The organism is Paenibacillus sp. FSL M8-0228 (genome assembly GCF_038007385.1).
GTDB lineage: Bacteria > Bacillota > Bacilli > Paenibacillales > Paenibacillaceae > Paenibacillus > Paenibacillus polymyxa_D.
In genome coordinates this window covers 2,152,475-2,171,928 of sequence record NZ_JBBOXA010000001.1, presented here as the reverse complement: position 1 = coordinate 2,171,928, position 19,454 = coordinate 2,152,475, and the positions used below count along the sequence as shown (strand labels likewise).

The following is a 19,454-nucleotide window of genomic DNA, read 5'->3' as shown; positions in this document are numbered from 1 at the left end:
CTCTCCCTATTAAGTAATTAGTAGTCCTAGAGCTTAGCGACCGATTTCAAGCGCTTTGGAAACCATAGCCTTTGATGCATTCAGAGCTGTTACATTGGCTTCGTATGAGCGTGTTGCGGAAATCATGTCGACCATTTCTTTCATAATGTCTACATTAGGCATATATACATAGCCATCTTTATCAGCATCCGGGTGACCCGGATTGTACACAGGCTTCAAAGGTGACTGATCTTCCTGAATTTGCGAAACCTTAACGCCAGCAGCGCTAGTTCTACTTCCTTCCATTTGAGCCTTCAAAACATCGGCAAAGCCAGATTGGTTCGGCTCCAAAACAACCGTTTTTCTCCGATATGGAACTGCTTGTCCATTCTCTACTTTCGCCCGAGTTGTCTCTGCGTTGGCAATGTTGCTAGATATAACGTCCATCCGCAACCGTTGGGCAGTAAGAGCAGACGCACTAATATCAAAGCCGTTGTTAATCTTCACCTATTCCTATCTCCCTTCTACCGCTGTTCTCATCATCTTGATGCGCTCATTAATTTCTTGGATGTAGGTATTATATCTTAGTTGATTTTCAGCCATAAGACTCATTTCTCTGTCGATATCTACGTTGTTCATATTGTTATTCATGACTGAGTACCCATCTTTGGTGACCGTGGCATCTGGAATGGAGTTCACAGGTCCTATTTGAAAATGTCTTGAATTGGTTACTTTTCCACGTAGTGGTGTGACATCCCCGTCCATTTGCTGCTGAAGCAGTTCTTCAAATGAAACCTCCGAACGCTTAAAATACGGGGTATCCGCATTGGAAATATTGTCAGCCATCACACGTTGTCTCGTATTTGCCGCCTGTACACCTGCCTGAAGCTTTTGAAAGCTCATATCACCCAGCAGATTCATTTAGCTCCTCCCTCCCAGCGTCTACTCCAAAGTAAGATTCAATAAAACAAGATTTTTCACTTTTTTTCGACAATAAAATTTCATAATTATACATTTCTTTTAGGTCTTAAGTAGAAAATAATAACTTTCTGTCATATATTCTAAGTTTCGTAGAGTTGGGACCTAATTACAATAAGAAAAAAGCCCTATCTTTTTAAAAAAAGAGGGCTTTAGATGCATAAATTGTTAAATTTTTCAGGTTTTTTTCAAGAAAATGAATGTTTTCTTAGCACTTTACACCTGTAAAAGATTATACGTCCTACTTTTGGAATAGACAGAAAAATCATCAACTTGACCATTATCTAGGTCTAAATGACGGTGCAAGATAGTGTTATTCTGGACCACACACCCTATTTTTAGAAAACCCTATTCATAAAATATACTGACTAAGGTCCCTGTTTTGGGCAATATCTCCCAGCTTCTCACGTACATATTCCGGGGTAATGATCATACGATCCAATGTAAGCTCTGGTGCTTCAAACGACAGATCCTCCAGCAGCTTTTCTAGAATGGTATGCAAACGACGTGCGCCAATATTTTCGGTGTTGCGATTTACAGACTCAGCAATACTGGCAATCTCACGAATCGCTTCCGCAGAAAATTCGACTTCAATCTCCTCGGTACGGAGTAGATCAGTGTATTGCTTGGTCAGCGCATTTTTAGGCTCCGTCAGTATCGACACAAACTCATCCAAAGTCAGGCTACTTAATTCCACACGGATTGGAAAACGGCCCTGAAGCTCAGGGATCAGGTCAGATGGTTTTGCAACATGAAAAGCTCCTGCAGCAATAAACAGAATGTAATCTGTTCTTACCGGACCGTATTTGGTCATGATGGTAGATCCCTCGACAATAGGTAAAATATCGCGCTGGACGCCTTCTCTCGACACATCGGGGCCACTCCCCTTACCCTGGCTGGCAATCTTATCTATTTCATCGATAAAAATAATACCCGATTGCTCAGCACGCTTCACAGACTCCTGAATCACATCGTCCATATCGATCAATTTGGCGGCTTCATCTTGAATCAACACCTTGCGAGCTTCCTTGACTGGCAGCTTGCGCTTCTTCGTCCGCTTGGGCAGAAAACTTCCGAACATCTCCTGCATATTCATACCCATTTGTTCATTCCCTTGCCCAGCAAACATATCGAGCATATTGGGTGCAGTATCCTCCACATCAATCTCTATGACATCATCCTCAAGCTTACCGGACAACAGATCGAATTTAACCTTACGGCGCTTTTCTGCCAAAGATCCATCCTGTTGTGGTGGTTCTTCTTCTACCGAAGTTCCCGTGTTATTGCCAAACAGCATTTCAAAGGGATTACGTTGCGATTTGTTTGACTTTTCTGCAGGTACAAGGATGCTGACAATCCGTTCATTTGCCATGTCCTCCGCTTTGTCCTTCACATTCTCTGTTCGTTCCGACTTGACGATGCGAATGGAGGTTTCCATCAGATCACGCACCATGGATTCCACATCACGACCGACGTAACCTACTTCTGTAAATTTGGTCGCCTCTACCTTGACAAAAGGAGCCCCCACGAGCCGTGCAAGTCTACGTGCAATTTCAGTTTTACCCACACCAGTCGGTCCGATCATCAAAATATTTTTAGGCACAATTTCATCCCGTATGTCATCCGGCAGCTTGCTACGCCGATAGCGGTTGCGCAAGGCAACAGCAACAGATTTTTTTGCTTCCTTTTGTCCGACAATATACTTATCCAGCTCGGATACCACTTGTCTGGGCGTCAACGATTGATTATTCATTTTGCACTCCTCCACCCTTGAATACTCAGAGCCGATTTACAGTTCTTCCACGATAATCTGATTGTTCGTATACACACATATTTCCGAAGCAACCTCTAGCGCTTCCCGTGCCATGTCCTTTGCTTCCATGCCAGAGCCATGGCGTTTGAAAGCGCGGGCAGCAGCCAATGCAAAATTGCCACCTGAGCCAATGGCAAGCACATCATCATCCGGCTCGATAATTTCGCCGCCTCCAGAAATGAGCAGCATCCCGGAAGAGTCCATCACAATCATAAGCGCTTCCAGTTTACGCAGGATACGATCCTGACGCCAGTCCTTGGCCAGTTCCACGGCTGCTCTTTGAAGATTTCCGTGGTGTTCCTCTAGCTTATTTTCAAACTTTTCAAATAACGTGATAGCATCGGCCACCGAACCCGCAAATCCTGCAACGACCTGACCACGATACAATCTGCGTACTTTTTTTGCCGTCTGCTTCATTACAACACTGTTACCGAACGTTACCTGTCCATCACCCGCAATAGCTCCTTTGCCATTGTGGCGTACAGCGCAGATGGTGGTAGCATGAAAGGACATATCCATAACGCGCTCCTCCTTTTCCTTCATCCCTATGCCTGTACTTCAGCTGATATAACTCCCGTTTCATTGATATAACCGCGCAAACTTTCCAACGCGCGACTAGCGAGAGCTTCATTCTTTTCCTTTTTGTTACGAATCCGTTTTTCCAACTTTGGAAGCAAACCAAAGTTTGCATTCATCGGTTGAAAATGTTTAAAATCAGCGGTCGTAATATACCGCGCCATGCTGCCTAATGTCGTTTCTGCAGGAAATACAAACATTTCCTGTCCACGTGCTGCTCGTGCCGCATTCATCCCGGCCAGCAGACCAGAAGCTGCCGACTCCACATATCCCTCTACACCGGTCATTTGTCCGGCGAAGAATAGATTACTTCTTCCCTTGAACTGATAGGTTGGATGAAGTTGCTGCGGTGAATTAATAAAGGTATTGCGATGCATCACACCATAACGTACAAACTCTGCCTCTTCAAGACCCGGAATCATTGAAAATACACGCTTTTGCTCCCCCCATTTGAGGTGAGTCTGGAAACCAACCAGATTATACAGCGTTCCTGCAGCGTTGTCCTGCCGAAGCTGAACAACTGCGTGAGGCAGTTCACCTGTATGCGGATTTACGAGACCCACAGGTTTCATAGGTCCGAACAATGCCGTTTGTTTCCCACGTTGCATCATCACTTCGATGGGCATACAGCCTTCAAAATAAATTTCTTTTTCGAATTCCTTGACTTGCGCTACCTCAGCCGTAATCAGAGCCTCATAAAAAGCATCAAATTCCGCTTCGTTCATCGGACAATTCAAGTACGCTGCTTCTCCCTTATCATAACGGGAAGCCAGATAAACCTTGCTCATGTCGATAGAGTCCTTTTCCACAATCGGGGCCGCCGCATCGTAAAAATAAAAATACTCCTCTCCCATCAGTGATTTAATCTGTTCCGACAAAGCTGGAGAAGTTAAAGGCCCCGTCGCAATAACCACAATACCGTCCTGTGGGATTTCCTGAAGCTCTTCATTAACAACCTCGATCAAAGGATGTTGATGAAGCGTATCAGTAATATGACCGGAAAATCCGTCACGATCTACTGCCAATGCACCGCCAGCCGGAACAGCATGACGATCTGCTGCGCTCAGAATCAAGGAGTTCAGTATTCTCATCTCTTCCTTCAGTACGCCTACTGCATTCGTTAGGCCGTTTGCCCTCAAGGAATTACTGCATACCAGTTCGGCAAATTTATCTGTATGATGTGCTGGTGTTTTTACAACCGGCCTCATTTCATATAACTTGACTGGCACTCCACGGCTTGCAATTTGCCAGGCAGCTTCGCTGCCCGCCAAGCCTGCTCCGATGACCGTTACCTTTTGTAGTTCACTCACGTTTAAATCCCCCTGCTAATGTTGTTCTTAAGAAGTCTCTACACTCTCATCGCTCTCTTCCAGCATTTCGCTGTGATCGCAGACAGTACAGTTGAGCTTCGTTCCTTGTTTCGTACGTTTTTCAACCATTAGGCTACTGCAACTTGGGCAAGGCTTAATGGACGGTTTATCCCAGGATACAAAATCACATTCCGGGTAGCGGTCACATCCGTAAAAGATACGTCCCTTTTTACTTCGTCGTTCGACAACATGTCCCTCACCGCATGTAGGACAATCAATCCCGATATCCTTAACAATTGGCTTTGTGTTACGGCAATCTGGAAAAGCAGAACAGGCCAGGAATTTACCAAATCGGCCAAGCTTATAGACCATTTGGCTGCCACACTTATCACAAATAACATCGGATACTTCATCTTTTATTTCAATTTCTTTCATTTCTTCTTCAGCCACTTCAAGTCGCTTCTCGAATGACTCGTAAAAGTCACTCAACACTTTGACCCAATTACCTTCGCCTTCTTCGACGTGGTCAAGATCACCTTCCATATGAGCTGTAAATTCCACATTCAAAATCTCTGGAAAGAACTCCTCCATCTGTTCGATGACCAATTCGCCCAGCTCTGTAGGGAAAAACTTCTTCTCTTCAATAGCAACGTACCCACGTTTCTGAATGGTTTCCAGCGTCGGCGCATACGTACTTGGACGTCCTATACCCAGTTCTTCCAGCGTCTTAACAAGTCGCGCTTCCGTATAACGGGGAGGCGGTTGTGTAAAATGCTGCTTCGGCTCAACTGCTTCTTTTTTTAATTTATCGCCTGGTTGAAGTGGTGGCAGCAGTTTATCTTCTTCGGTTTTACCGTCGTCATTTCCCTCTACATACACTTTCATGAAACCTGGAAAACGAACCTTCGAACCTGCTGCCCGGAATATCGTCTCACCCGCTTCAATATCTACGGACAAAGTATCCATAATAGCAGAAGCCATCTGGCTGGCCATGAAACGTTCCCATACCAATTTGTACAAACGGAACTGATCCCGACTCATAAACGGTTTAACTGTTTCCGGTTCGCGTAACGCAGAGGTTGGGCGAATCGCTTCATGCGCATCTTGGGCGTTGGCCGCTTTTTTTGAATATTGACGAGGAGTTTCAGGTACAAAAGCTTCGCCATATTTTTGAATAATTAATTCTTTCGCTTCCTCTTGAGCTGAAGCGGCGATCCGTGTGGAATCCGTACGCATATACGTAATTAGACCCACGGTCCCTTCTTTACCTAAATCCACACCCTCATATAGCTGCTGAGCTACAGACATCGTTTTAGAAGCACGGAAGTTGAGCTTCCGAGCCGCCTCCTGCTGCAAGGAACTTGTTGTGAATGGAGGAGAAGGATTGCGTAAACGCTCTTTCTCTTTCACATCGCGCACCTTGTAAGACGATTTTCCGATAGCTTCCAACACTTCTTGTACATCCGCTTCGCTGGAGAGTTCTTTCTTTTCACCGCGCAGCTTATGAAATTTCGCTTCAAAGGTGCTGTCTTTAATAGCTAGTTTAGCTGTAATCGTCCAGTATTCTTCTGGTACAAACTCACTGATCTCGTTTTCCCGGTCCAGAATAATTTTCACCGCAACCGACTGCACACGCCCAGCGGATAGGCCCTTTTTCACCTTTTTCCAGAGCAACGGGCTGATTTTGTAGCCTACAAGTCGATCCAGTATCCGTCGTGCCTGTTGAGCATTGACCAAATCCATATTGATTTTACGGGGTGTTTTAAAAGCATCTTTGACAGCCTGCTTTGTAATTTCATTAAATACCACACGGCAATCTGCCGTATCGTCCAGTTCCAGCGCATGCGCTAGATGCCAGGCAATAGCCTCACCTTCGCGATCCGGGTCAGCCGCCAGATATACTTTTTTCACTTTTTTTCGGGCATCCTTTAATTCTTTTAGAATTGAGCCTTTACCTCGAATGGTAATGTATTTGGGATTAAAATCATTTTCGACCTCTACGCCGATCTGACTCTTCGGTAAATCCCTGATATGACCCATGGAAGCCTTGACGATATATTTGCTGCCTAAGTATTTGCCGATCGTCTTCGCCTTGGAAGGCGATTCCACGATGACGAGTGAATCCGCCATAGGCTCTTCCTCCTCTCAATTACACACATGAGTATGATAGACTTCCTGAAATGTGGTGAGCTATAGTTCGTAGAGAAGTTACACGATGGAATTGATCTTACAATTGCTGTTTGTAACGGAATTCTTAGATTTTATAAACCTTCGATAAAGTTAGAATTCCATTACAAAGGCGAACGCTGTCGCTTTTCCAAGTTCAAATCCAACGCTTCACTAGTACGAGCTATAAATTCAACACATTTCAGGAAGTGGGGAAGGAGTAGGAATCCGCGGCGCGGATAAATGCCATACTGCCCTCCACCTGATGTTTAAAATTGAATTTGTGCATTTACTAAGGACTTTGCAAAAACAACTACTAAATAAGCTTGTATTTTGTGCCCGCTAGCTGGGCGATCCTTTTTTTTATGATTAACGATAACAGAACTGCGTGTAAAAGTCCAAAATCCCATGCCGTAGCATCGAGCAGTTCATCCAGAGTCATGGTTCCCTGTTCGAGCAACAGTATGACACGGTTTTCCTCAGAAGTCTCACTTTCTGGCAATTTGGAGACCTCCTTCAGATTAGGACTCTGCTCTCTATTGTATGAAGAAACCTCCCTTGTACGCAAATCCGCTTCATACTCCTCAATAATATCCGAAGCTTCAGTGACTGTTTTGGCTCCTTGCTTAATCAAGCTCAGCGTGCCTCTACTCTTCGGTGACGTAATGGGTCCGGGAACAGCAAACACATCTCGATTTGCCTCTAGCGCAGCATCAGCTGTAATCAAAGAACCGCTTCTTGCATCTGCTTCGACGACAAGCGTTCCCTTCGTTAGGCCGGCTATAATCCGATTACGTTGTGGAAACATTCCCGGATGCGACCTTGTGCCTGGAGGATACTCTGATACGATCAAGCCTTTGCTAGCCAGCTCTGCAAATAAAGACGCATTTTGGGGAGGATAAATTTGATCGATCGCTGTTCCCAGTACACCAATCGTGTTTCCTCCCCGGCGCAGGGCTGTTTCGTGACAAATACTGTCAATGCCTCTCGCCAATCCGCTAACTATTGTAATCCCTGCATTACATAATCCCTCTGTTAGTATCTCCGCTGCTCTACGTCCATAAGCGGTGGGAACGCGAGTTCCTACCATGGCTACAGAACATGTATGCAAAAGTGATTTATCCCCTATTGTATACATTACCCAGGGTGGATCAACTGTTTCCTTCATTAATAGGGGATAATCCTCGTCCACATAAGTTACCGTTCCAATATCACCGGATTGGACTCGCTGATATCGTTCATGCACCCATTCTTCATCGTAACACTGGGCCGCAATGCGTGCCTGAGCAGGGCTTAACCCTATCTCAATCCATTTTTGTTCGCTAAAATGCAGTAGCTCATGCAATTGATAGTCACTCGACCAAATACGCTGGATTGTTTTTCTTCCGATTCCCTCTAACTCATGTAAGCCTAACAAAAGCCATCTTTCTTCCAAACTATGGTTCCCCCATTCACGGAAGAGTGAACCCTCCCTTATTTTGTGGCACAATGAGTCATTTTGCAAGCGTTTCCCTGATAAGCCTGTCTTAACGCAAAAAAAGCAACCTTTTCATCCCCTGTTTCAGAAGATAAAAAGGTTGCTTACCTTTCTTTCATTATACACTAGCCTGCGGCAAATTTCGATGCGTTTTATGGCCTGTATATTAATGAAGGAACACGATTTAATGTGTCGTGCACAAATTCAAAATACCACGTGCTTCCAGCACACTTACCAGTGTCGAGCCCATTTCGGAAGGAGTCGGTGCCACCTGGATCCCGCAGGCTTCAAGCGTGGCGATTTTCTCTTTAGCCGTTCCTTTTCCGCCAGAAATAATGGCACCAGCATGCCCCATCCGTTTGCCCGGAGGCGCAGTCACACCGCCGATAAAACCAACCACCGGCTTCGTCATATTGTCCTTGATCCACTCAGCAGCCTCTTCCTCGGCTGTACCCCCAATTTCTCCAATCATAATGACAGCGTGAGTGTTGGGGTCCTCATTGAAACGTTGCAAAATATCAATGAATTCCGAACCTTTAACGGGGTCACCGCCAATACCAACAGCGGAAGATTGTCCTATACCCCGGGTCGTTAACTGATGCACTGCTTCATAGGTCAAAGTGCCACTACGTGACACAACGCCTACATGACCTGGTAGATGAATGTAACCTGGCATAATACCGATTTTACATTCTCCTGGTGTAATAACACCTGGACAGTTAGGGCCAATCAGAACGGTCTTTTTACCTTCCATAAAACGTTTGACCCTAATCATATCAAGCACCGGAATGCCCTCCGTGATACAAATCACGAGATCTAAATCCGCATCTACAGCCTCCAAAATGGAATCTGCTGCAAAAGCCGGTGGCACGTAAATCACGCTCGCTGTTGCGCCAGTAGCTTCCTTGGCTTCGCTCACTGTGTTAAACACTGGCAATTTGACCTGTTGTCCGTTCTCCAGTGTAATTTCTACCTCGGTGCCCCCCTTACCTGGAGAGGTGCCACCTACCATTTGTGTACCGTAATCAAGTGCACCCTTGGCATGAAACAACGCCGTTTTTCCCGTAATCCCCTGTGTAATCACCTTTGTATGCTTATCGACCAAAATACTCACGATCTTCACATCCCCTATCGTTTATTCGGCATATCGGAATGCAAACAGGCTATTGAACAAGTTCGACGATTTTTTGGGCGCCATCCGCCATAGAATCGGCTGCCACGATATTCAAACCGGATTCCGCTAAAATCTGTTTACCGAGCCCAACATTCGTCCCTTCAAGACGGACAACAAGCGGACGAGTCAGCCCCAACTGTTTGGCAGCCTCCACGACGCCGTTCGCAATGATGTCACACTGCATAATTCCGCCGAAAATGTTCACGAAAATACCTTCTACCTTCGGATCGGACAAAATGATTTTGAACGCTTCGGTTACCTTTTCCGTCGTCGCACCGCCCCCCACGTCTAGGAAGTTGGCCGGATCGCCACCGTAATATTTGATAATATCCATGGTTGCCATCGCCAAACCCGCACCATTGACCATACAGCCAATATTTCCATCCAGAGCAATATAGCTTAGATCGTATTTAGATGCCTCAATTTCCTTCTCATCCTCTTCATCCAAATCACGCAATTCCAAAATATCCTTGTGACGGAACAACGCATTAGAATCAAAATTCAGTTTGGCATCCAACGCCAGTACATTCCCATCACCCGTAACGACTAAGGGATTGATTTCTGCAATCGAACAGTCCTTGTCCACAAAAGCTTCGTATAGCGCCAGCATAAACTTGACTGCTTTGTTTACCAGTTCATTAGGAATATTAATGTCATACGCCAACTTACGGGCCTGATACACCTGAAGCCCAATCGCTGGATCAACAACCGCTTTAAAAATCTTCTCCGGAGTGGCTGCAGCCACCTCTTCGATTTCCGTACCGCCTTCTTCTGAGGCCATCATTACGATACGTCCAGTCGCACGATCTACGACAACACCGACGTAATATTCTTTACGAATATCGCAGCCTTCCTCAACCAAAAGGCGTTTGACCTCTTTACCTTCAGGTCCGGTCTGATGCGTCACCAGCACCTTACCCAAAATTTCAGCAGCAAAAGTCCGCACCTCATCCAAACCTTTGGCAACTTTCACGCCACCCGCTTTACCGCGTCCACCAGCATGAATTTGTGCTTTTACCACCGTAACAGCGCTCCCAAGCGATTCTGCCGCAGCAACGGCTTCCTCCACCGTATAGGCAACCTTACCGTTCGGTACAGCCACTCCGTACTGTTTCAATACTTCTTTACCCTGATATTCATGGATATTCATTCTGGAATCCTCCTATCAACATGACTGCAACAAGGGCGGTTCACAAGGAAATCTATACTAAACCTACATCATTGTAACATGTTTTTAAAACGCTTTCCTTATAATTTAACCTTATGAATTACAGTATTTTGATATCATTATCATTCCCAAAATCGAATGTTTGGATATTATTGGATATTATATATAATACAAATTCACACAAAAAAAGCACCTCTACAATATGGGATTACTAATCCGCATTAAGAGGCACTTTATTTCTTCAAGCATGATTAGGTATTTTTTCTTTCAGTGGAGATTAACTCATGCCGTAAGATTCGCAGAGCAACTGAAAATACCTTATGATTTTTCGATTTGTACATTCGCTTGATGAACACGATCGAGCAGATCATTGAATTGGAGCAGAAGCGACCCAAATTGATCATGGGTCATACTTGTTTTTTCCTGGATGCATCCAGGTACAGACAGAGCTTTTTCCCGTAATGCGATTCCCTCTGTCGTCAAAGAAATCAGCACCTTACGCTCATCCTGAGTGGAACGCTTTCGATCGATCAGCCCGGCGTTCTGCAATCTCTTCAATAGCGGAGTTAGTGTGCCGGAGTCCAAATATAGTGCCTCACCTAATTCCTTCACTGTACACTCTTCACGCTCCCAGAGCACGATTAGCACCAAATATTGTGAGTACGTCACACCGAGCTTTTCCAGATAAGGCTGGTATAGCTTCGTAATCTCTCTGGAGCATGCATATATGGCAAAGCATAACTGATTATCAAGTTTCAACGCTGCGTGTTCATTAGAATTATTTTCCATACTGTCTAGTCACCTACTTTCGTCATTATTTTAGCACATTATATAGCAAAGTACATTCTAATTGCATGAAATACTTTACAAACAATAATTATTTTGATAAATTAAATTGTGTAAAATATAAATTGAGCGAGAGGCAGTGATTGGATTATGATGACCATTCAACAAAAAATGTATGAAACAACAGTAAAAGCAGTTGGTGGACGTAACGGTTATATCGAGTCTTCTTCCCCTGAACTTCGTTTAGATATTGATACTCCAAAAGAAATGGGTGGCGCCGGCGGTACAGGTACGAATCCAGAGCAGCTATTCGCAGCAGGTTATTCTGCTTGCTTTGACAGTGCTTTAAATATGGTCGCTCGCATGCAACGTGTTAAACATGAAGGTACCGAAGTCACAGCTACGGTCCATTTTGGCAAAGTCGAAGACGGCGGCTTCGGAATCGGAGTAAACCTCGACGTTCTGGTCAAAGGCGTTGATCATGAAACTGCGGTAAAACTGGTGGAAGGCGCACATGAACAATGTCCATACTCCCGCGCTACCCGCGGTAATATTGAAGTGAAGCTGAACGTTTTGTAACATAGAGTTAGAATGAATTTCACAACAAGCCCCTGAACCGTATTGGTCGAGGGGCTTGTTGTTTTTCCATCAAGTAACATGGGAGATGATGCATAATCGTATATACGAAATTGATATATTCATAGTATAATCACTATTGTCATAATCTTTTTTTGCTTCTCCAGGTCTTTTTGCCTGGAGCTTTTTTTGTCCTTATTTCCGTTTTCTCTCGTATACATACCCTTCGGGAAAAACTTTTTCATAAAAATGATCGTGCTGTATCTGCTAATTTTATCGCCTCTTTACATTTCGGGAAAATTGGAATTTGCTCTATCCATCTGGCGGTATTGAATAGCTTCAGCCACATGTGAAGTCGTAATTTTCTCTGACTCATGTAAGTCTGCAATGGTGCGGGACAGCTTGAGAATTCGATCATACGCACGCATGCTTAAACCAAGTGCATCCATCGTCTGGTCAAGCAACTCCGCTGCATTTTGTTCTAATACCGCATATTTACGCAGCAGCTGACCGGACAGCTCACTATTCCATGAAAAAGGAAGCTTGCTGTATCTGCGGATTTGTATTGCTCGAGCAGCCAACACCTGCCTTCGCATTTCAGCGGACGACAATGATTCTTTTTCCTCCCGCCAATCCTTCGGCTGCGATACTTCAAGCTGAAGATCGATCCGATCCAGCAGTGGACCGGAAATACGTGAACGGTATCGAGCGACTGCTGCAGGTGAACAGGTACAGCGCTGATGTTCCGTATCATTTCCGAAAAAGCCACAGTGGCACGGATTTAAAGAGGCAGCAAGTAAAAAATGCGCCGGATACTTAAAAACAGCACGTGAACGACTGATCGTGACATTGTGGTCTTCCAAAGGTTGGCGCAGTACTTCTAGTACATGACGGCTAAACTCAGGCAGTTCATCCAGAAATAAAATCCCTCGGTGTGCAAGACTGATTTCTCCTGGTTTGGGTATGCCTCCTCCGCCTACCAATCCAGCAGCAGAGATCGTATGATGAGGCGAACGGAAGGGACGAACATGCATGAGATGGGGCGATGACTCCTTCCATTTTCCTGCTGCGCTGTATACCTTGGTCACTTCTAGCGACTCCTTTTCAGTCAAAGGCGGCAGGATAGAGGACAATCTGCGGATGAGCATCGTTTTTCCAGCACCCGGCGGCCCCATAAGCAAAATATTATGCATTCCTGCTGCAGCAATAACTAACGCACGTTTGGCGTGTAGCTGACCCAGCACATCGCTGTAATCCTCCATATTACTGGCTAGTTCCTCTTGCTCGCACAACGCTATATGCTCTGCTTGGGATAAATGGTCATAGGAATGGATTATAACTTGTTTACTGGCAGTACAATTTTGATTGGTCACTTGGCCGTCCGGGGTGCCTTGTGCATGCTCATTAACCGGGATAAGATCCACCAGATGGCGTATAGCGTAAATACGTATATCCGCAATTAGACGAGCCTCGCTTGCGTTTTCTTGAGGAAGCAGCACGGAATCGAATCCTTCTCGCTTGGCCAGATCAACCATAGACAACACCCCATTTACAGGACGAATGCTGCCATCCAGTGCCAGCTCGCCAATAAACAGCGTTCGTTCCCCTACTGGTAAAACAACCTGTCCGCTGGTTGTCAGCAAGCCTAAAGCGATAGCAAGATCAAAAGATGAGCCTTCCTTACGCAAATCTGCAGGAGCTAAGTTAATCGTGACACGCTGGGACGGATATTTGAAACCGCAGTTTTTGATTGCTGCTCTCACACGCTCTACTGCCTCTCGAATCGCTGAATCTGGCAATCCGATAATTGCGGTCTGAGGCAAGCCATTGGACAAATCAGTCTCAACTTCGATCAGAACGCCATCTATCCCATATAGGCAAGCTCCATGTAATTTTCCATACATATCAAAAAAGCACCTCTCCTCATATTGAAATGTCCCTCTCGGGAATCATTGCCTATATGAAAAAAGGTGCTTCCAAATTTTCATTTATTGCAAATATAATGTTCGTAATTTTAGCTCTGAACATGCTTTCAAAATTCTTGACTAAGTTTATCTAACGAAAGATTATTTGTCAAACAAGGTCAGCTTATCGGCTGCCGGAGTACGTGGCCTTGATTCTGGGATAACGTCAGGATAGCCTGCATATATCATTCCTATTACCTTCTCACCCGGTTGAATTCCCAAGCGCTCACGGAACTTAGGCGAATACAAAAATGGCTTTGTCACCCAAAACGTTCCAATTTCTTTGCTCCATGCGGCAAGCATAAAGTTTTGTACAAGCGCACTGACCGCTGCAAAATCCTCATCCCAAACCGCTTGACGCGGATCTTCTTCCATCACCACTAAAAGCTGAATCGGGTTGTGCAGAATTCCACTTTCAAACTTGTTGTCTTTACCAATATCGGCTGCAATGGCTTTTGCAAGCCTTTTCCGTCCTTCACCAGCAAACAACAAAAAACGCCACGGCTCACGCATTTTATGATTAGGAGCCCACACAGCGACGTCCAACAGTTCTTTGATCGTTTCTACCGGAATGGAGTCGGATTTAAATCGTTTAATCGTTCGACGTTCCTGAATTACATCTATGACATGTTCACTAAAGGTATGCTTTGTCACGTAAATCCTCCTTCACAGGTACAACTTCTCGATATTCATTTTAAGATGAAAATGATAACTATTCTCAATAAAATATACCTGTAGCTTTCCTTCATGTCAACCTGCACATTTGAATTCAGTCCCGCACTCTTACCTTCGCGAAAGCTCTTACTCTTTTAAAATGCACCTATTAAATGGTCCGTAACAACTGCCTTTTCGTCAGTTAATTGTACAGAAATCATGTCGAAGCGGATCGGAGCATCTCCAATCCCATTCATATGCAAATATACAGCAGCTGTTTGGCGAACTTGGGCTATTTTACGCGTAGTAACTGATTCTGCTGGCGTTCCATATTTGGAGCTACTACGACTACGTACCTCAATAAACACGAATGTATGCTCCTGCTTGGCAATCAGATCTATTTCACCACTGCGGCATCGCCAATTACGCTCTATGATACGGTAACTCAAGTTTTCTAAAAACAAAGCCGCTGCCTCTTCGCCCATCGCTCCTTTGGCTTTCCGTTGATCCTTGCCTCCAGCCTTCATCTCATTCCTCATCACCAGTCATCCCTTGATGCAAGTCGATCCATTTGATAAATATAGGTAAGCACCTCTGCCACCAACTGATAGAGCTCAGCAGGGATTTGTTCGTCCAAATCAAGTTTGGATAGTACTTCAACCAGCGCAGCGTCCTCCTGTACCGGAACACCATGTTCTTTAGCTTTTTCTAAAATGCTATCCGCAATACGGCCGCTCCCTTTGGCAACGACAATCGGTGCTTCGCTCTCACCAGGCGTATATTTAAGGGCGACCGCCTTCTTTATGGAAGGAGAAGGAGGCTCCAACGGCTCTTTCATATTTTAAGATCGACTCCTTTATACGGCTGAGGTACATAGCTTTGTACTTCAGAAGAGACGAGGCTGTTCTGTTCAGTCCTTATGGGCATGGGCTCGGTACGAAGCGATAGAAGTTGGTATCCTAGTGACTCCAACGCTGTGTGAATGGACTCACGCCCACTGGTTAACAACGAAGCCGCCCATTCATGATCATTATGGAGCTTGACACTTACAATCCGATCTACAACCTGGACATCTACCAGGGTCGGTCCAAGCCCCTTCATGTCCAAATCAAACCAAAGACGACAGTTGGAGGCGTCCAGTTCTCCCCGTTTGCCGCGGCGAGACTGAATCTGGATCGTAGCTGTTTCACGACCGTCCGGTCCAACGAACGGTATAAACATGTGTACTTGTGCAAAAGGCGCCGTTCGGTCTGTATTGAGCAGCAACTGCTGACCTGTCAGGTGCTGTACAACCTGCTGAGCCGCCTCTTTCAAAGCGGGCGGCAGGTCGTCACTGCTCATCAGCTGGAGCAGCGCACCTTTTACGGTGGCTGCGTCTGCTGACACTGTGTCGCCTGACGTAGCCGCTAATCCCGGCAGTGTCTGGGGCATTCCCTCTGGCGACTCCATACGTGCCGTCGCCCCTTGCGCGACCTGTGTAGTCGCGCGGTGTACTTGCTGCTCATGCTCTGCACCGAGCAGCTTCAGTACGCGGCCCACCCACGGATCCTCCGTGGGGGTGAGCTGCGGGCTGGATGCCGCAGGCTGTGAAGCAGCGGCATCCGCAGTCCGCGAGGCGCCAGCCGCCGGCTGCGCTACCTCTCCCGTGGACTGGTCTGGTGCAGCCGTGCTCAGTTCGGGTGGCACGGCTGCACGCAGCTCTTGCAGCAGGAGGCGCAGCCGCTGGAGCGGCGCCTCTGGCGCAGTAACGTTGTTCGCCGCGGATGGTAGCGTAGAGCCAGCGGCTTGCTGTGCGGAAGGACGGTCTGCCATGACTGCGTTTAAGGCAGACTTCGTCCCCGTAGGCTCTGCCGTGGCCGGAGTTGGAGCACCATCGGCATCCTTAAGCTGCGTACCTGCCGCAGTAGCTTGCTGTTGTTGCTCCGCTTTGACGCGGGAGCCGTTTAATGCATCAGCAGCGCCCGATTCAGCCGCATTGGCACCAGCATCCAATACCACTGTCGCTCCTCGCCCGCTAACTGCTTGCGGTTCTTCTGAAGCAGTCCCGTTGGATGCAAATGCAGTAGATCCCGCCGAAGTATCCGAATCTGTAGCCAAAACACTCGCTTCGCTTACTGTAGCAGCGAGATTGGCTGCCTGAGTCCCTTTTAACAATTCCTTGCCACCTGTGGCTTGTTGTCCTGTTTCTGCCTGTTTTGTAGCAGCAGAGGCAGAAGCATCCTTGGACAATGTTAAAGCTTGGCCTTCCTGTCCATCTGCAATCACCACAGAAGAAGTGCCTGTTGGACTAACTGACGTTCGGTCAGTGCTTTTTATTGTGCTTGCTTCCCCTACTGAACGGTCAGTAGGCGTTCCCTGTCCTTGCTGCTTTAACACCGCTTCAAGTTCTTGCTCCAGCGAAGACAACAGATCATTTAAAGGGGGCCCAAACATCGCTTGACGCAATCCGTTTATGCTTTCTGCCGTCAATGGAAGTCCCCGCTGAAAAGCAACTGCCGCCGCCTGCACAAACGTTCCCAACTGTACATTGCCACTTTGCTTCGCCATAGCTTCTCGCAAAGAAGCCGCATTTTCAGATGTCAACGGCACACCATTCTTTTGCATTGCCTGTATAAGCTCCCTGTTCTGAGCTGTATCCGGCAGTCCCACCGATTCCAATACATCTGTCAGCGCTACGGTTTGCTGTGGTGTATTGGCCACATCGTTCAAAGGTTTAAGCACCGTCATTCCGCTGGGGGAAGCCGGTTGAACCTGAAACGTTGTAGTCTGCCCAGGTTGAAGAGGGGTCTCCAGCTTTGCCCTGACCTGAGAACCTTGTATTTGCAACACAGCCTCGCCGCCGTCCTCAGACACCTTTAGCACGACTCCTCGTACGACCTGACCTGGCTGCATATCAAGCTTTTTAGCCTCTCCAGCCTTCACATCTCCAAGTAATCCACGAAATACAGATCCGATGTTCATATCGCCCCTCCTCTCACTCTCCCCCATTCAAAGGGGCTTATGGTATTAGTTATCCTTTATATCGGCATTGTCCCGATTCATAATAAGTAATCACAGATCAAACAGCGTCGGTTGCTCCGTCAACAGATTGCCCAGAAAGCTGCGTCTATGCATCTTTGTAGGTCCTAGCGCCAAAATTTGTCCCCTATGCAACTTGGTAGCGTAACCTTTATGTATACCGATCCCATATTCCGGATACTTCGCATCCCATTCACCTTTGCACAGCCGATCACGGGTTACCTTGGCGATGATAGAGGCCGCCGCAATAGACTGACTATTCGCATCTCCTTTAATAATAGCGAGCTGAGGAATAGGCACATCTACCTTTTCTGCATCCACCAGTAAATAATCAGGAGACACATGTAAAGCCTCAATAGCCTGCTTCATAGCCAAACGAGCTGCTTGCTTAATATTGATATCATCAATCGTCTGCGCATCTACATAGCCAACTCCTACAGCAATGGCCTTCTCCATAATCAGCTCGTAGTACGCTTCTCTCTTCTTATCCGTCAATTTTTTGGAATCATCCACACCTTCCAGTAACTCACCCACTGGTAAAATGACTGCTGCGGCCACAACATCACCAAACAGACATCCGCGACCTACCTCGTCAATTCCTGCAATCCGCTCACAAGACTGCTCCCAGCATTTTTTTTCATAATGTAGCATGTCCTTCACTACAATCTCTTTATCTTCCATATTCAATACCTGCCCATCTATATGTAGTTTAACGCGTCATTCATGCCGTAGCTCTAGCGATTGAATTCAGCTTACCACAGACCTTCATCGTCCAAAACCCTTTTCTAACTGCCTTCAAATACCAAAAAAACCTTCCTCCTCTCCGGAGAGATGGGGAAGGTTCTTCCTTGCCACAAAGTGCTATGTTCTGTATCGGTGTACCTGTAGAATCAGTAAGGAGCTTCCAGACTGAACCGTCCCAGCTTCCCTGCACGCAGCTCACGCAAAATGATTTTTGACGCCTTTTCAAGATCCACACGTCCGCCGCTAACAATACAGCCGCGTTTACGTCCGATCGCTTCCATGACGTTGACAATTTCATCAGGATTTTCTGTATCTTCAGGACGTTTGGTGAGCTCAAAGCGCTCTGCCATTACATCCCAATAGTACTGGACCAAATATTTAGTCGCAAAAAAAGCAATATCCTCGACATTCAGAATTTCTTCCTTGATCGCACCTGTAACAGCCAGACGATAGCCTACATTCTGATCCTCGAATTTAGGCCATAGAATACCTGGTGTATCCAGCAATTCAATTTCACCGATCTTGATCCACTGCTGTGCCTTCGTTACCCCTGGACGGTCACCCGTAGCTGCAATATTACGTCCCGCCATTCGGTTGATCAGTGTCGATTTACCGACATTCGGAATACCAACAATCAACCCACGCATAGGACGCGGGTTCATTCCCTTCCGAATCTGCCGATCTATCTTTTCCTTAAGCAACAGCTTAGCCTGAATCGGGATTTCTTTTAGCCCCGTTCCAGTTGTGGCATCCACTGGTAAGGCCACATGCCCCTGTTCCTTAAAGTAGGCAATCCATTGCTGTGATACTACGGGGTCCGCCAAATCTGCTTTATTCAATATAATCATTCGCGGCTTGCCTTGCAAAATATCATCAATCATTGGATTTCGGCTGGAGAGCGGCAATCGAGCATCAATCAGCTCAATAACCAAATCAATCAGCTTTAATTTTGCTTCAATTTGGCGGCGCGCTCTGGTCATGTGACCAGGAAACCATTGAATCGTCACCGTCATCACCCCATTGTGCGTAACTCCAACTTTTACCCTTAGGCTCTTAGTTAGGATTACGGCA

The 19,454-nt window shown here is 46.2% G+C and carries 18 protein-coding genes; 1 reads left to right on the top strand and 17 read right to left on the bottom strand.

Going from position 1 to position 19,454, the window contains the following annotated elements; genetic code table 11:
* Window positions 1-33: 33 nt before the first annotated feature.
* The 10 genes from flgC to MKY98_RS10150 all read right to left on the bottom strand — a co-directional run bounded on the left by flgC (window position 34) and on the right by MKY98_RS10150 (window position 11,430).
* Window positions 34-486: a flagellar basal body rod protein FlgC gene (flgC, locus tag MKY98_RS10195; RefSeq protein ID WP_029516988.1), complete on the bottom strand. Its 453-nt coding sequence runs from the start codon at window positions 484-486 to the stop codon at window positions 34-36.
* Window positions 487-492: 6 nt separating this feature from the next.
* Window positions 493-900: a flagellar basal body rod protein FlgB gene (flgB, locus tag MKY98_RS10190; protein ID WP_013309883.1), complete on the bottom strand. Its 408-nt coding sequence runs from the start codon at window positions 898-900 to the stop codon at window positions 493-495.
* A 409-nt stretch (window positions 901-1,309) separates the two neighbouring features.
* A complete protein-coding gene (hslU, locus tag MKY98_RS10185) occupies window positions 1,310-2,710 on the bottom strand; it encodes an ATP-dependent protease ATPase subunit HslU (protein WP_029516987.1) in 1,401 nt (466 codons plus the stop codon).
* A gap of 36 nt (window positions 2,711-2,746) precedes the next feature.
* Window positions 2,747-3,289, bottom strand: coding sequence for an ATP-dependent protease subunit HslV (hslV, locus tag MKY98_RS10180; RefSeq protein ID WP_013309881.1), 543 nt, complete (start codon window positions 3,287-3,289; stop codon window positions 2,747-2,749).
* 26 nt (window positions 3,290-3,315) lie between these two features.
* A complete protein-coding gene (gene trmFO, locus MKY98_RS10175; protein WP_039274718.1) occupies window positions 3,316-4,656 on the bottom strand; it encodes an FADH(2)-oxidizing methylenetetrahydrofolate--tRNA-(uracil(54)-C(5))-methyltransferase TrmFO in 1,341 nt (446 codons plus the stop codon).
* A gap of 27 nt (window positions 4,657-4,683) precedes the next feature.
* Entirely contained in the window at window positions 4,684-6,786 is a 2,103-nt protein-coding gene (gene topA / locus MKY98_RS10170; RefSeq protein WP_029516985.1) for a type I DNA topoisomerase, read from the bottom strand.
* 352 nt (window positions 6,787-7,138) lie between these two features.
* Window positions 7,139-8,257: a DNA-processing protein DprA gene (dprA, locus tag MKY98_RS10165; RefSeq protein ID WP_029516984.1), complete on the bottom strand. Its 1,119-nt coding sequence runs from the start codon at window positions 8,255-8,257 to the stop codon at window positions 7,139-7,141.
* Window positions 8,258-8,483: 226 nt separating this feature from the next.
* On the bottom strand, window positions 8,484-9,413 hold the full coding sequence (sucD, locus tag MKY98_RS10160; RefSeq protein WP_029516983.1) for a succinate--CoA ligase subunit alpha: 930 nt from the start codon (window positions 9,411-9,413) through the stop codon (window positions 8,484-8,486).
* Between the two features lie 49 nt (window positions 9,414-9,462).
* Window positions 9,463-10,623: an ADP-forming succinate--CoA ligase subunit beta gene (gene sucC / locus MKY98_RS10155; protein WP_029516982.1), complete on the bottom strand. Its 1,161-nt coding sequence runs from the start codon at window positions 10,621-10,623 to the stop codon at window positions 9,463-9,465.
* 336 nt (window positions 10,624-10,959) lie between these two features.
* Window positions 10,960-11,430, bottom strand: coding sequence for a MarR family winged helix-turn-helix transcriptional regulator (locus MKY98_RS10150; RefSeq protein WP_039274724.1), 471 nt, complete (start codon window positions 11,428-11,430; stop codon window positions 10,960-10,962).
* Between the two features lie 147 nt (window positions 11,431-11,577).
* Here MKY98_RS10150 and MKY98_RS10145 point away from each other — a divergent pair, with 147 nt between their 5' ends.
* Entirely contained in the window at window positions 11,578-12,006 is a 429-nt protein-coding gene (locus tag MKY98_RS10145) for an organic hydroperoxide resistance protein (protein ID WP_013370662.1), read from the top strand.
* A gap of 281 nt (window positions 12,007-12,287) precedes the next feature.
* Here MKY98_RS10145 and MKY98_RS10140 read toward each other — a convergent pair whose 3' ends face one another.
* The 7 genes from MKY98_RS10140 to ylqF form a co-directional block, all read right to left on the bottom strand.
* Window positions 12,288-13,907, bottom strand: coding sequence for a YifB family Mg chelatase-like AAA ATPase (locus tag MKY98_RS10140; RefSeq protein WP_069011397.1), 1,620 nt, complete (start codon window positions 13,905-13,907; stop codon window positions 12,288-12,290).
* 162 nt (window positions 13,908-14,069) lie between these two features.
* Window positions 14,070-14,621 carry a nitroreductase family protein gene (locus MKY98_RS10135; RefSeq protein ID WP_069011396.1) on the bottom strand — a complete coding sequence of 184 codons (552 nt, stop codon included), beginning with the start codon at window positions 14,619-14,621 and terminating at the stop codon, window positions 14,070-14,072.
* Window positions 14,622-14,776: 155 nt separating this feature from the next.
* Window positions 14,777-15,160 carry a YraN family protein gene (locus tag MKY98_RS10130; RefSeq protein WP_029516978.1) on the bottom strand — a complete coding sequence of 128 codons (384 nt, stop codon included), beginning with the start codon at window positions 15,158-15,160 and terminating at the stop codon, window positions 14,777-14,779.
* Entirely contained in the window at window positions 15,160-15,459 is a 300-nt protein-coding gene (locus tag MKY98_RS10125) for an EscU/YscU/HrcU family type III secretion system export apparatus switch protein (protein ID WP_023988176.1), read from the bottom strand. The genes MKY98_RS10130 and MKY98_RS10125 overlap by 1 nt, the downstream gene beginning before the upstream one ends.
* Window positions 15,456-17,582, bottom strand: coding sequence for a DNA ligase (locus MKY98_RS10120; protein ID WP_069011395.1), 2,127 nt, complete (start codon window positions 17,580-17,582; stop codon window positions 15,456-15,458). Before MKY98_RS10120 ends, MKY98_RS10125 begins: the two co-directional genes overlap by 4 nt.
* A 90-nt stretch (window positions 17,583-17,672) precedes the next feature.
* Window positions 17,673-18,320, bottom strand: a complete 648-nt coding sequence (locus MKY98_RS10115) for a ribonuclease HII (protein ID WP_081317567.1) — start codon at window positions 18,318-18,320, stop codon at window positions 17,673-17,675.
* A 209-nt stretch (window positions 18,321-18,529) separates the two neighbouring features.
* Entirely contained in the window at window positions 18,530-19,390 is an 861-nt protein-coding gene (gene ylqF, locus MKY98_RS10110) for a ribosome biogenesis GTPase YlqF (RefSeq protein ID WP_029514994.1), read from the bottom strand.
* Window positions 19,391-19,454 lie beyond the last annotated feature (64 nt).